The organism is Kitasatospora sp. NPDC008115, assembly GCF_042957205.1.
Lineage (GTDB): Bacteria > Actinomycetota > Actinomycetes > Streptomycetales > Streptomycetaceae > Kitasatospora.
In genome coordinates this window covers 183474-195955 of record NZ_JBIBHU010000007.1, presented here as the reverse complement: position 1 = coordinate 195955, position 12482 = coordinate 183474, and the positions used below count along the sequence as shown (strand labels likewise).

The window sequence follows — 12482 nt, the reverse complement described above, 5'->3', positions numbered from 1 at the left end:
AAGTGAGCCGACCAGACCGCACCGCGCCGACCACCGACCGCCGACGCGGCGCGTTCCGTGCCGACGGACCGTCCCGGCTCCCGTCCACCCGCTTCCCACGGCCCTGAGCGGGGCGCGCACCCGGCCGTCACCCCCCGGTGTCAGTGCGCTCCGCTAACGTCCCGTCCGACCGGCCGCCCGACCCGCCGGTCCGTTCCGGGTCCTCTGTCCCGTCCCCACTGTCCCCATCTGCCCGGAGGCACCGATGAGCTACCCGCCCGACCCGAACAACCCGTACGACAAGTCCCAGCAGCCCCAGCAGCCGCCGCAGCAGGCGTACGGCTACCCGCAGCAGGCCCCGCCGGCCGCCGGCTACGGCTACCCCCAGCAGCCGCCGGCGGATCCCGGCTACGGCTACCCGCAGCAGCAGCCGCCGGCGTACGGCGTGCCGCCGCAGCAGCAGGCGGCGTACGGGTACCAGCCGATGCCGGGCACCATCCAGGCGAACAACGGCTACATCAACATCGCCCACCTGGGCACGGTGAAGATCGCCTCGATGGGCCAGCGCTTCCTGGCCCGGCTGATCGACGGCCTGGCCGTCGGCGCGGTCATCGCCCTGGTCATGGCGCTCGGCCTGGCCGGCACGCTCGGCCTCGTCAAGGAGACCGACGACTGCACCCAGTACTCCTACGGGACCATCAGCTACAACGACTGCATCCAGCAGCAGACCGACGCCGCGGCCGGCATCGTCGCCACCATGATGATCATGGTCGGCGTGCTGGCGGTGTTCAACCTGCTCTACGAGTGGCTGATGGTCGCCTTCGTCGGCGCCACCCTGGGCAAGATGGCCATGGGCCTGCGCGTGGTCAAGGAGAGCAACGGCCAGACCCCGGGCCTGGGCGGCGGCTTCATCCGCTTCATCATCCCGATCGTCGGCGCCTTCCTCTGCTACATCGGGGCGCTGCTGGTCTACCTGTCGCCGTTCTTCGACAACTCCGGGAAGCTGCAGGGCTGGCACGACCGTGCCGCCGGCACCCTGGTGATCAAGAAGTAACGCGGCACGGCGGAAACGACGGAGCGGCCCGGCCCCCTCGGTGGAGGGAGCCGGGCCGCTCCGTCGTTCCGTCGTTCCGTCAGACGTTCAGACGTTCAGACGTTCAGGCGATCAGCTGATCAGTGGAAGAAGTGACGGGTGCCGGTGAAGTACATGGTCACCCCGGCCTCGGCGGCGGCCGCGATCACCTCTTCGTCGCGGATCGAGCCGCCCGGCTGGACGATCGCCCGGACACCGGCGGCGATCAGGATCGCCGGGCCGTCCGCGAACGGGAAGAAGGCGTCGGAGGCCGCGAACGCGCCCTTGGCCCGCTCGCCGGCCCGCTCGACCGCGAGCTTGCAGGAGTCGACCCGGTTGACCTGGCCCATGCCGACGCCCACCGAGGCGCCGTCCTTGGCCAGCAGGATCGCGTTGGACTTGACGGCCCGGCAGGCCCGCCAGGCGAAGGACAGCTCGGCCAGCTCGGCCTCGGAGAGCGCCTCACCGGTGGCCAGCGTCCAGGTCGCCGGGTCGTCGCCCTCGGCGTGCACCCGGTCGGCGTCCTGGAGCAGCACGCCGCCGGAGATCGGGCGCACCTCCTGGCGGTTGGCCGGGGCCTCGGGGGCCAGCAGCACCCGCAGGTTCTTCTTGCGGGCCAGCACCTCGACGGCGCCGTCCTCGTAACCGGGCGCCACCACGACCTCGGTGAAGATCGGGGCGATCTGCTCGGCCAGCTCCACGGTGACCGGACGGTTGACGGCAATCACGCCGCCGTACGCGGAGACCGGGTCGCACTCGTGCGCCTTGCGGTGCGCCTCGGCGACGTCGGCGCCGGTCGCGATGCCGCACGGGTTGGCGTGCTTGATGATCGCGACGGCCGGCTCGGCGTGGTCGTACGCGGCGCGGCGGGCGGCGTCGGTGTCGACGTAGTTGTTGTACGACATCTCCTTGCCGTGCAGCTGCCGCGCACCCGCCAGGCCGCCGGTGCCGTCGGTGTACAGCGCGGCGCCCTGGTGCGGGTTCTCGCCGTAGCGCAGCACGTTCTGGCGCTCGAAGGCCGAGCCCAGGAAGGCCGGGAAAGCGTCCTCGGTCTCGGTGTAGCCGGACTCGTCGAACCAGTTGGCCACCGCGACGTCGTAGGCGGCGGTGTGCGCGAAGGCCTGGCCGGCCAGCCGCTTGCGGGTCAGCAGGTCGAAGCCGCCCTGCTGGACGGCGGCGAGCACGTCCTGGTAGCGGGACGGGTCGACCACGACGGCCACCGAGGGGTGGTTCTTGGCGGCGGCGCGGACCATGCTCGGGCCGCCGATGTCGATCTGCTCGACGCACTCGTCCGGGGTGGCGCCGGAGGCCACGGTGGCCTTGAACGGGTAGAGGTTCACCACGACCAGGTCGAAGGGCTCGACGCCCAGCTCGGCCAGCTGCGCGCGGTGCGACTCCAGGCGCAGGTCGGCCAGCACGCCGGCGTGCACGCGGGGGTGCAGCGTCTTCACACGCCCGTCCAGGCACTCGGGGAAGCCGGTCAGCTCGGAGACCTCGGTCACCGGGACGCCCGCGGCGGCGATCCGGCCGGCGGTGGAGCCGGTGGACACGATGGCGACCCCGGCGGCGTGCAGGCCCTGGGCCAGCTCCTCCAGGCCGGTCTTGTCGTACACGCTGATCAGGGCGCGGCGGATAGGCCGGACGTTCTCGGAGACAACAGGGGACGTGGTGGGGGCGGCGCTCATGCCGGAATCCATACCTTTCGGTCCTCGATGCGGTGACCTTCGCGGGCCAGCCGGCCCACGACGTCGACGAGCAGCTTGCGCTCGACAGTCTTGATGCGCTCGTGCAGCGCGTCGCCGCCATCGGCGTGGTCGGCGTCGAGGACCTCCACGACGCCCTGCGCGATGATCGGCCCGGTGTCGACGCCGGCGTCGACGAGGTGGACGGTGCAGCCGGTGACCCGCACCCCGTACGCCAGCGCGTCGGTGACGCCGTGGGCGCCGGGGAAGGCGGGCAGCAGCGCGGGATGGGTGTTGACGATCCGTCCGGCGAAGGCCGCGATGAACTCGGGGCCGAGGATCTTCATGAAGCCGGCCGTGACGACCAGGTCCGGCTGGTACCCGGCCACGGAGGCGGTCAGCGCGCGGTCCCAGTCCGCCCGGTCCGCGTGGTCCTTCACCCGCTGCACGAACACCGGCAGGCCGGCGCGCTCGGCGCGCTCCAGGCCGGCGATGCCGTCGCGGTCCGCGCCGACCGCGAGGATCTGCGCGCCGTACGCGGGGTCGGCGGCGGCGTCGATCAGCGCCTGGAGGTTGGTGCCGGAACCGGAGACCAGCACCACCAGACGGGCCGGTCCGGGCGTGCGGGGCGGGAAGAGCTGAGCGGGGGCGGCGGCCACTGCGCGATTCTCCGTAGGTCGGGCGCCGTGCGCTGGTACGTCCACCGGCGGTGGGGCCACTACGAACGGCAGGTCGAGCGAGGGGGAACTCCTGGAGAACCCGCCGCGACGCGGGCGCCCGGGGAACCCGTGGGAGCTGCTGACCGTCACCACCATAACGGCTGGTCGGACGGCCCCCGAAACACCGTCGAGGGCTACGCGCGTAGCTGAGACGGGGATCTCGCCGGTCCGTCCACGGGCCGCCGCCGGCCCCGACCGGACCCGGCGGCGCCCGACGACCGGCCCACCCCGGACGCGCCCGGAGCCCCCACAGGGGCCTGCGGGATCATAGGGTGGCGCGGGCACCCGCCCCACCGACCGAGAAGGAATGGCTGAACCATGAGCAGCGGTGACGACACCGGCGAGCGCAACCCCTTCGCGCCGCCGCCGGCGGATGCCCCGGAGCAGCCGTGGCGACCGCGCGCTCCCCACCCCTCCGGCGGCTCCGACCGCCCCGAGGGCCAGGACGGCGACCAGGAGGAGCGCCCGCTCGTCCCGCCGCCGCACCCCTGGAGCCCCGGTTACCAGGGCGGCCGGCACCGCCCGTCCGGGCCGCAGCCGCCCCGGCTCGACCCGGCCGACCCCGCCCAGCGCAAGGCCCGCAACGCCGCGCTGGCCGGCATGGGCGCGCTGGTCTGCGCGTTCGCCGCGCTGCACTACGTCGCCCTGTTCGTCGGCGCGCTCGCCATCGCGTGGGGCGTCTCCGCGATGCGGGCGCCCAGGTCGACGGGCTCCGACGCCGGGGCGGGCAGGGCCAGCGGGACCGGGACCGGGGCGGGCCGGACGGCCGGGCCCGCCGGGGGCACCGCTCAGAACCCGCTCACCCCGGCCGCGCTGGCCGGCATCCTCACCGGGGCCATGACGGTGGTCTTCGTCTCCTCCGTCCTCGGTCTGGCGTTGTACTACAACGACTACGTCACCTGTGTGCAGGACTCGCTGACCGCCAGTGCCGTCGACGGCTGCGAGCGGCTCGCGCCGCAGTGGTACGTGGACATCACCAGGGCCGGCAAGTAGGAACGGCGGTCAGCGGGCCCGGACCGGGCCGGCGTCGACCGGGCCGGCGTCGGAGGCGCTCTCGGAGGCGCCGCCCGACAGGCGGCTGACGACTCCGTACGCGCGGGCGCGCAGCCGGAGCGCACCCCGGCGTGCGGTCAGGGCGAGCGCTCCGGGTGGCGCGAGCGGCGCGCGGCCGTCGGCCGTGCGCCGGAGCCGGACCCCGCGGCGGACGCGGAAACGGACGCGGAAGCGCGCCAGCAGGGCGGTCGGGGCGGCGACCGCCGCCACCCAGGCCGCCGCGGCCAGGCCCGTCCGCCACGGCACCGGCCCCAGCCAGGCCATCCGGCCCCCCGCCAGCGCCCCACCGGAGAGCCCGCCGAGCACGGCCGCCCAGGCCCCGACCAGCAACGCCACCGCCAGTGCCGCCACCACGGTGGCCGGCACCGACCACGGAGCACGCGGGCCGGCCCGTCCGCCGGGCCGCGCGCCGCCGACGGCCGCGGTCCGCCCCAGGATCAGCCCCGGCACCACACCCGCCAACGCCGGAAGCGCGAACACCGCCACCCGCCAGCCGCCCGCACCCGGCTCCGGGAGCAGCGCGAACAACGGGAACTCCGGCACCGGCCCCAGCACCGCCCGCACCGGCGACACCACCGTCCCCTCGCCCGCCGCGAACCCCGGCCCGAGCGCGTACGCCGCACCCCACAGCACCGCGTTCGGCAGCAGCACCAGCGTCACCAGCAGCACCCCCACCACCGCCGCCGGCCCGCCCGCGAACACCTCCGGCGCACCGCTCACGGACACCGCCGCCAGCACCGCCGCCCCCGCCACCACCAGCCCGCCGGCCGCCAGCAGCCCGGCCCCGGCCGCCAGCGCGGCCACCCGGACCACCACCGCGCCGCCCGTCGGCCGGACCGCCGCCGGCAGCCGCGCCGACGTCCGCTCAAGCCATCCCGTCACCACCGCGCCGTGCGCCCGCGCCCCGGCCGCCACCGCCACCCCCGTCACCAGCGCGACCACGGCGAGGTCCGGCAGCACCCGGGCCCGGAACTCCCCCGCCCCCGCGCACTGCGCCACCACCCCGCACGTCACCGCGAAGTACCCCGCCCACACCGCCCGCGCACCCCCGCGCCCCGGCCGTCCCGCACCGCTCGCCGCAACCCGGCCCGCCGCCCGGTACAGCCGGCCCACCGCCAGCAGACCGAGCAGCAGCGGCGTGACCGTCAACGGCGCCTCCGCCGCCCCGCGCAGCACCGGCGCACCGTGCCCGAGCAGCCACAGCGCCGCCACCAGCCGCAGCGCCCCGGACGCGCCGCCGTCCGCGTACGGCGTCACCACCCAGAGCCCGAGCACCGGAACGGTGATCACGCAGAGCCCGGTCAGGGCCGTCCGGACCCCGACGAGCAGGGCGGACAGCACGGGCCTGGCCCCCAGTTCGCCCGGCGCTCCCAGAATCGGACGACCCGTCAGCTGCGTCATGGCCCACATCGTGCCAAGGCGACTCGCCATGCTCCGTGAAGAGGCAAACGGCCGGGGTGTCCCAGATTATTGGCTTATGCGCATTTTCAGACCATGCCCGCCCGCTGGCGCGACCGACCCGGCCAGGAGCGTCTGATGACCAAGCCCCCGACCGCCGCACACCCCGGCAACCAGCCCGCGCCCGCGACGCAGCGCCGCAGCGGGAAGGGGCGCCCCGGCAGGACCGGGAACGGACGCGGCCGGGCCGACGGCCCCCCTGCCGCTCCCGCGACCGGGGACGGCGAGGGTGCGGCGCTGTTGCGCCGACTGACGGAACGTGAGGCACAGGCCTTCGCCCACCTCGCGGCCGGCCGGGACCTCACCGAGACCGCCGCCGCCCTCGGCGTCACCCCCACCACCGCCCGCAGCTACCAGCACCGGGCCCTGCGCAAACTCGGCACCCGCACCCAGGCCGAGATCACCGCCCTCGCCGCCCTCCTCCCCACCGACCAGCACCCGCCGGCCGGGACGAGAGCCTCGCGGCCGGCCGCGACGGCGGCCGGCTCGGCCGGCGGCGGGCACTCCGATCACGTGAACGCTTCGGCCTCGCCGTCCCGGCAGGAGGACGCCCGCCGACCGGTGAGCGGCGCCATCGTCAGGAACCGGCCGCAGGGCGTACGTGCAGGCCACCCTGCCGACGCCTTGACGTCGCCGACCGGGCGGCCGCCGATCGCGGCGCACGTCGGCAACCCGGTGGCAGCTCAGGCCGCCGGAAGCGACGCCGCGAGGGAGTCGGCGGGACTCGATGACAGGCCGGCGGCGAAGCAGCCGACCGCGAGCGAAGCCACCCGAACGTCACCGGGGCCTGAGAGTCGGCGCGCAGCGGAGCGGACGGCCGAGCCGGCCGCCCCCAACAGCCGAAGGACACCTGACGGCCGAGCGACCGCGCTCGCCGACGGAAGTACGACACCACCCGGGCCCGACGACCGGGCGACCGCGCCGGCCGCAGCAGAGTCCAACGGCAACGCCGATCGACTGTCGGCGGCCCCCGGCAACGGACAGGCCACCGCGCCGGCCGCCCCAGGGCCCGAGAGCGACCAGGCGGCAGAACGGCCCACGGGACGCAACGTCAAGCAGCTGTCCGCCGGGCCCGACGGGCGGCGGACCTCCAAGAGGCGGGCGGCGGCAGCGCGCGCAAGCGGAGCCACCGGCAGACGGCCGGTGGCCCCGGGACCCGACGGCGGGCGGCCCCCCAGCGGGCAGCCGACGGCGCAGATGGCCAAGGCCATCGACGGCGGACGGGCCTCCGAAGGCGCCGACCACCGACAGGCAGCAGATCTGGTGAGCGAAGCCGTCGACGGCAAACAGGCAGCTGAGGCAGACGGTAGACAGGCAGCGGGTCGGGCGCCCGAGGCAACCGGCCCACAGGCGGAGGGTCGGGCAAGCGGCAGGCCGAAAGCCACCGACCACCGACCGACGGCCGCACCGGGCTGTGGGCGACCAACGACGCAAACGGCCACAGGCACCAATGGCGGGCAGGCGGCCAAGGCGAACAGTGGACGGGCGGCCGAAGGCGCCGACGACCGACGGGCGGCAGCGGTGGCCGAGGCAACCGACCCACAGGCAGCAGGTCGGGCGAACGGCAGGCCGACGGGCGAAGCCACCGACCGCCAACGGGCGGCTGCGGCGGACAGCGAGCCGGCCGGCCAAGCCGCCGACGGCCGGGCGGTGGTCGGGGCGGGCGGTGGGTCCGGGGTGGGGTTCGAAGAGGTGTACGAGGCGGCGCACACGCGGTTGGTGCAGCAGGTGTTCCTGCTCACCGCGTGCAAGCACCGGGCCGTGCACTGTGTGGGGCGGGCGTTCGGGGAGGCGCGGCGGCGGTGGACGGAGGTGGTCGCGGGGGGTGAGCCGGAGGCGTGGGTGCGGGCGCGGGCGTTCGAGCTGGCGCTGTCGCCGTGGCACCGGGGCGGCCCGCGCCGCACGCACGTGTGGCGGCTCCCGCACCGCCGGATCAAGGTGCGGCCGGCGGACGAGACCCAGGCGGTGCTGCCGGACCACGACCGCCTCACCGACCGGGACCGAGCGCTGCTCAAGGCGCTCCGGCGGCTCTCCCGGCCACAGCGCCGGGCACTGGTGCTGCACGACGGGCTGGGGATGCCGGCCGCCGCGGTGGCGTTGGAGGTGGAGTCGACGGTGGCGGCCGCCGAGGGGCGGGTGTGGACGGCGCGGACGACGCTGGCGCAGTGGGTGCCGGAGCTGGTCGGGTCGGATCCGGCGGCGGACGGGTTCGCCGACCGGCTGTGCGCGCTGATGCACCGGGCGGCGGTGCGCGGGGCCCCGGAGCCGCACCGGCTGCCGGTGCCGCTGCTGCGGGCCCGGCACGGGCTGGCGAACGCGGGCCGGACGGGAGCGGCGGCGCTGCTGACGGCCGCGGTCGGCGGCGCGGTGGTGGCGACGCTCGCGGGCGGGGGGCCGGGCGAGCTGTTCCGGCCCCCCGGTCCGCCGTCGCCCGCGCTCTGCGCACCGGTCCCGACCCTGGCGACCGCGTCGGACGCGCTGCTCCCGCTGCTGGTGGAGGGGCCGCCGTCGGGAATCCTGAGCCTCTGGTGCTCGCCGACGCCGGGGCTGGAGCCGGTGGTGGTGGATCCGCCGCCACCGCGCGAGGACGGGCCGTACCGGCCGCCGACGGCCGGGCGGGCCGCCGAGGCGCTGCCCCCGCCGGGCGCGGTGGCCGCCGAACGGCCGCGCGGCTGCGTGCCCTGGGCCCTGCACCCGTGCGCGGTGGCGGACGGCTGAGCCGCACGGCCCGCCCCGGAGGCGATCGGGCGGGCGAGCGGGCGGCAAGCACGGCGCCCCCGTCCCGGAGGTCCGGGCGGGGGCGCTGTGGGGTGCGAGCGGGGAGGGTGTCAGCCCTTGATCAGCTCACGGGCCAGGCGGGCGGTCTCGGACGGCGTCTTGCCGACCTTGACGCCGGCGGCCTCAAGGGCCTCCTTCTTGGCCTGCGCGGTGCCCGAGGAGCCGGAGACGATGGCGCCGGCGTGGCCCATGGTCTTGCCCTCGGGGGCGGTGAAGCCCGCGACGTAGCCGACGACCGGCTTGGTCACGTTCTCCTTGATGAAGGCCGCGGCCCGCTCCTCGGCGTCGCCGCCGATCTCACCGATCATGACGATGAGCTCGGTCTCCGGGTCCTCCTGGAACGCCTTGAGGGCGTCGATGTGGGTGGTGCCGATGACCGGGTCACCGCCGATGCCCACGGCCGAGGTGAAGCCGATGTCCCGCAGCTCGTACATGAGCTGGTAGGTCAGGGTGCCGGACTTCGAGACCAGGCCGATCTTGCCGGCCTTGGTGATGTCGGCCGGGATGATGCCGGCGTTCGACTGTCCGGGGCTGATCAGGCCGGGGCAGTTCGGGCCGATGATCCGGGTCTTGTTGCCCTTGGAGCCGGCGTAGGCCCAGAAGGCGGCGGTGTCGTGCACCGGGACGCCCTCGGTGATGACGACGGCCAGGCCGATCTCGGCGTCGATGGCCTCGACGACGGCGCTCTTGGTGTGCGCCGGCGGCACGAAGATGACGGTGACGTCGGCACCGGTCTTCTCGATGGCCTCGGCGACGGAGCCGAAGACGGGCACCTCGGTGCCGTCGACGTCGACCGTGGTGCCGGCCTTGCGCGGGTTGACACCGCCGACGATCTGGGTGCCGGAGGCGAGCATGCGGCGGGTGTGCTTCATGCCCTCGGAGCCGGTCATGCCCTGGACGATGACCTTGCTGTCCTTGGTAAGGAAGATAGCCATGGTGTGAAGTCCCTTCCTTACTTGTTGGCCAGCTCGGCGGCGCGGTCGGCCGCACCGTCCATGGTGTCCACCTGCTCGACGAGCGGGTGGTTGGCGTCGGTCAGGATCTGCCGGCCCAGCTCGGCGTTGTTGCCGTCGAGGCGGACGACCAGCGGCTTGGTGACCGCCTCGCCCTTCTCCTCGAGCAGGGCGAGGGCCTGCACGATGCCGTTGGCGACCGCGTCGCACGCGGTGATGCCGCCGAAGACGTTGACGAAGACCGACTTGACGTCGGTGTCGCCGAGGATGATCTCCAGGCCGTTCGCCATGACCTCGGCGGAGGCGCCGCCACCGATGTCGAGGAAGTTGGCGGGCTTGACGTTGCCGTGCTTCTCACCGGCGTAGGCGACCACGTCGAGGGTGCTCATGACGAGACCCGCGCCGTTGCCGATGATGCCGACCTCGCCCTCGAGCTTCACGTAGTTGAGGCCCTTGGCCTTGGCCGCGGCCTCCAGCGGGTTGGCGGCGGCCTTGTCCTCGAGCGCCTCGTGCTCCGGCTGGCGGAAGTCGGCGTTCTCGTCCAGGGAGACCTTGCCGTCGAGCGCGACGATCTTGCCTTCACCGGTCTTGACCAGCGGGTTGACCTCGACCAGGAGGGCGTCCTCCTTGATGAAGACGGTCCACAGGGTCTGCAGGACGTCGACGATCTGGTCGGCGAGCTCGGCCGGGAACTTCGCGGCCTCGACGATCTCGCGGGCCTTGGCCTCGGTCACGCCCTCGTTGGCGTCGACGGCGATCTTCGCGAGGGCCTCGGGCTTGGTGGCCGCGACCTCCTCGATGTCCATGCCGCCCTCGACGCTGGCCATGGCCAGGAAGGTGCGGTTGGCGCGGTCGAGCAGGTAGGAGACGTAGTACTCCTCCTTGATGTCCGCGGTCTGGGCCAGCATCACCTTGTGCACGGTGTGGCCCTTGATGTCCATGCCGAGGATCTGCCCGGCCTTGGCGACGGCGTCCGCCGGGTCGGCGGCGAGCTTCACGCCGCCGGCCTTGCCTCGGCCACCCACCTTCACCTGAGCCTTGACGACGGCGCGGCCGCCGAAGCGCTCCGCGATGGCGGCAGCGTCTGCGGCGGTCTCGATGACATCGCCGTCAAGCACGGGAACACCGTGCTTGGCGAAGAGGTCCCTCGCCTGGTACTCGAACAGGTCCACGTGTTTGTCCTTGTTCGTGGTCGCGGATTGTGTCTCTACGAGCGTGCCACGGCAGGATCTTCGCTGCGGGTCGTCGGGGCGGTGCGGGTACGCAGAAGTACGGCCTTGCGGCCCACACAGCCACGGGCGCACACGTCAATCAACACGCGCGTCACGTCCGTCTGGCAGGTTATCCCCGGACGACGGGCGTGTTTCGCCCGGGGCCTGCCCGTCTTTGGTGAGAACCGTCACAGACCAGCCTAGGGGGCGTACGCCGGGCTCCCGGTCCGGCGGCTCCGCCCGACCCCGCCCCGGGTTCCGCTGTTCGGGTGAGTCCGGCGGCACAGCGTTGACGGCCGCGCCGACAGCTCCATTCACACCCCCTGTTCCGGGACCGGGATCGGGCGCTTCTCGATCGCCGCCGCCATGATCTCGGGGAAGACGTCGGGGGTGCAGGCGAAGGCCGGGGCGCCGAGCGCGGCCAGCGCGGCGGCGTGCGCGTGGTCGTACGAGGGCGCGCCCTCGTCGGAGAGCGCCAGCAGGGCGATGAACTGGACGCCGGCCGCCTTCATGGCGGCCACCCGCTTGAGCATCTCGTCGCGGATGCCGCCCTCGTAGAGGTCGCTGATCAGGACGACGATCGTTTCGGCCGGCCGGGTGATCCGGGACTGGCAGTACGCGAGTGCCCGGTTGATGTCGGTGCCGCCGCCGAGCTGGGTGGCGAAGAGCACGTCGACCGGGTCGGTGAGCTGCTCGGTGAGGTCGACCACCGAGGTGTCGAAGACGACCAACCGGGTGTCCAGGCTCTTCATCGAGGCGAGCACCGCACCGAACACCGCCGAGTGCACCACGGACGGCGCCATCGAGCCGGACTGGTCGATGCAGAGGATGACGTCCTTCTTCACCGCCCGCTGGGCGCGGGCGTAGCCGATCAGCCGCTCGGGGACGACCGTGCCGTGCTCGGGCAGGTAGTTCTTCAGATTGGCCCGGATGGTGCGGTCCCAGTCGATGTCGCGGTGGCGCGGGCGGTTGACCCGGGCGCTGCGGTCCAGCGCGCCGCCCAGCGTGGCCCGGGTGCGGTCGGCGAGCCGGCGCTCAAGGTCGGCGACCACCCGGCCGACGACCGCGCGGGCGGTCTCCCTGGTGGTCTCGGGCAGCGCGTGCTTGAGCGAGAGCAGGGTGCCGACCAGGTGGACGTCCGGCTCGACGGCCTCCAGCATCTCGGGCTCCAGCAGCAGCTGCTCCAGGCCGAGCCGGGTGATGGCGTCGTGCTGCATCAGCTGGACGACGGTGGCCGGGAAGTACTCGCGGATGTCGCCCAGCCAGCGGGCCACCTGCGGGGCCGAGCCGCCGAGGCCGGCGCTGCGGCGGCCGGAGCGCGGCTGCCCGGCCCGGCCGTCCTCGGCGGCGCCCCGGTAGAGCGCGGCGAGCGCGCCGTCCATCGCGGCGTCCCGGCCGTGCAGGGGACGGCCGGTGCCGTCCGCCTCGCCGCCGAGGACCAGCCGCCAGCGGCGCAGCCGCTCGTCGGCGGAGGTACCGGGGGCGGCGGCGGGCGCGGTGCCGGGGGTGCTGACTGCCATCGGGGGCTCCTCTGCGTGCGGTCTGCGGTCGGGGCGGGGAGAAGGACGGGGACGGGG

Annotated in this window: 9 protein-coding genes and 1 pseudogene; 4 read left to right on the top strand and 6 right to left on the bottom strand. The window is 74.5% G+C overall.

The genetic code is table 11. The annotated features are described in order from the left end of the window. Positions 1-244 precede the first annotated feature (244 nt). Positions 245-1033 carry an RDD family protein gene (locus tag ACFZBX_RS12090; RefSeq protein ID WP_391533290.1) on the top strand — a complete coding sequence of 263 codons (789 nt, stop codon included), beginning with the start codon at positions 245-247 and terminating at the stop codon, positions 1031-1033. Positions 1034-1152: 119 nt separating this feature from the next. Here the strand turns inward: ACFZBX_RS12090 and purH are convergent, their stop codons facing one another. Then, a complete protein-coding gene (gene purH / locus ACFZBX_RS12085; RefSeq protein WP_391533289.1) occupies positions 1153-2736 on the bottom strand; it encodes a bifunctional phosphoribosylaminoimidazolecarboxamide formyltransferase/IMP cyclohydrolase in 1584 nt (527 codons plus the stop codon). Next, positions 2733-3392: a phosphoribosylglycinamide formyltransferase gene (gene purN, locus ACFZBX_RS12080; RefSeq protein ID WP_391533287.1), complete on the bottom strand. Its 660-nt coding sequence runs from the start codon at positions 3390-3392 to the stop codon at positions 2733-2735. Before purN ends, purH begins: the two co-directional genes overlap by 4 nt. A gap of 378 nt (positions 3393-3770) precedes the next feature. Between purN and ACFZBX_RS12075 the strand changes: the two genes are divergently transcribed. After that, on the top strand, positions 3771-4445 hold the full coding sequence (locus tag ACFZBX_RS12075; RefSeq protein WP_391533286.1) for a hypothetical protein: 675 nt from the start codon (positions 3771-3773) through the stop codon (positions 4443-4445). Positions 4446-4454: 9 nt separating this feature from the next. Here the strand turns inward: ACFZBX_RS12075 and ACFZBX_RS12070 are convergent, their stop codons facing one another. Then, positions 4455-5906, bottom strand: a complete 1452-nt coding sequence (locus tag ACFZBX_RS12070; protein ID WP_391533285.1) for a DUF6350 family protein — start codon at positions 5904-5906, stop codon at positions 4455-4457. A gap of 93 nt (positions 5907-5999) precedes the next feature. Here ACFZBX_RS12070 and ACFZBX_RS12065 point away from each other — a divergent pair. Beyond that, positions 6000-6362 (top strand): annotated as a pseudogene (locus ACFZBX_RS12065) (response regulator transcription factor); the annotation flags it as partial. Positions 6363-7640: 1278 nt separating this feature from the next. After that, entirely contained in the window at positions 7641-8681 is a 1041-nt protein-coding gene (locus tag ACFZBX_RS12060; RefSeq protein WP_391533401.1) for a hypothetical protein, read from the top strand. Positions 8682-8791: 110 nt separating this feature from the next. Here the strand turns inward: ACFZBX_RS12060 and sucD are convergent, their stop codons facing one another. The 3 genes from sucD to ACFZBX_RS12045 all read right to left on the bottom strand — a co-directional run bounded on the left by sucD (position 8792) and on the right by ACFZBX_RS12045 (position 12425). Beyond that, the gene (sucD, locus tag ACFZBX_RS12055) at positions 8792-9676 is read right to left on the bottom strand and encodes a succinate--CoA ligase subunit alpha (RefSeq protein WP_391499353.1); all 885 of its coding nucleotides are present in this window, start codon (positions 9674-9676) and stop codon (positions 8792-8794) included. Between the two features lie 17 nt (positions 9677-9693). Further along, positions 9694-10866 carry an ADP-forming succinate--CoA ligase subunit beta gene (gene sucC, locus ACFZBX_RS12050; protein WP_391533284.1) on the bottom strand — a complete coding sequence of 391 codons (1173 nt, stop codon included), beginning with the start codon at positions 10864-10866 and terminating at the stop codon, positions 9694-9696. A gap of 353 nt (positions 10867-11219) precedes the next feature. Continuing rightward, on the bottom strand, positions 11220-12425 hold the full coding sequence (locus tag ACFZBX_RS12045; RefSeq protein WP_391533283.1) for a VWA domain-containing protein: 1206 nt from the start codon (positions 12423-12425) through the stop codon (positions 11220-11222). Positions 12426-12482 lie beyond the last annotated feature (57 nt).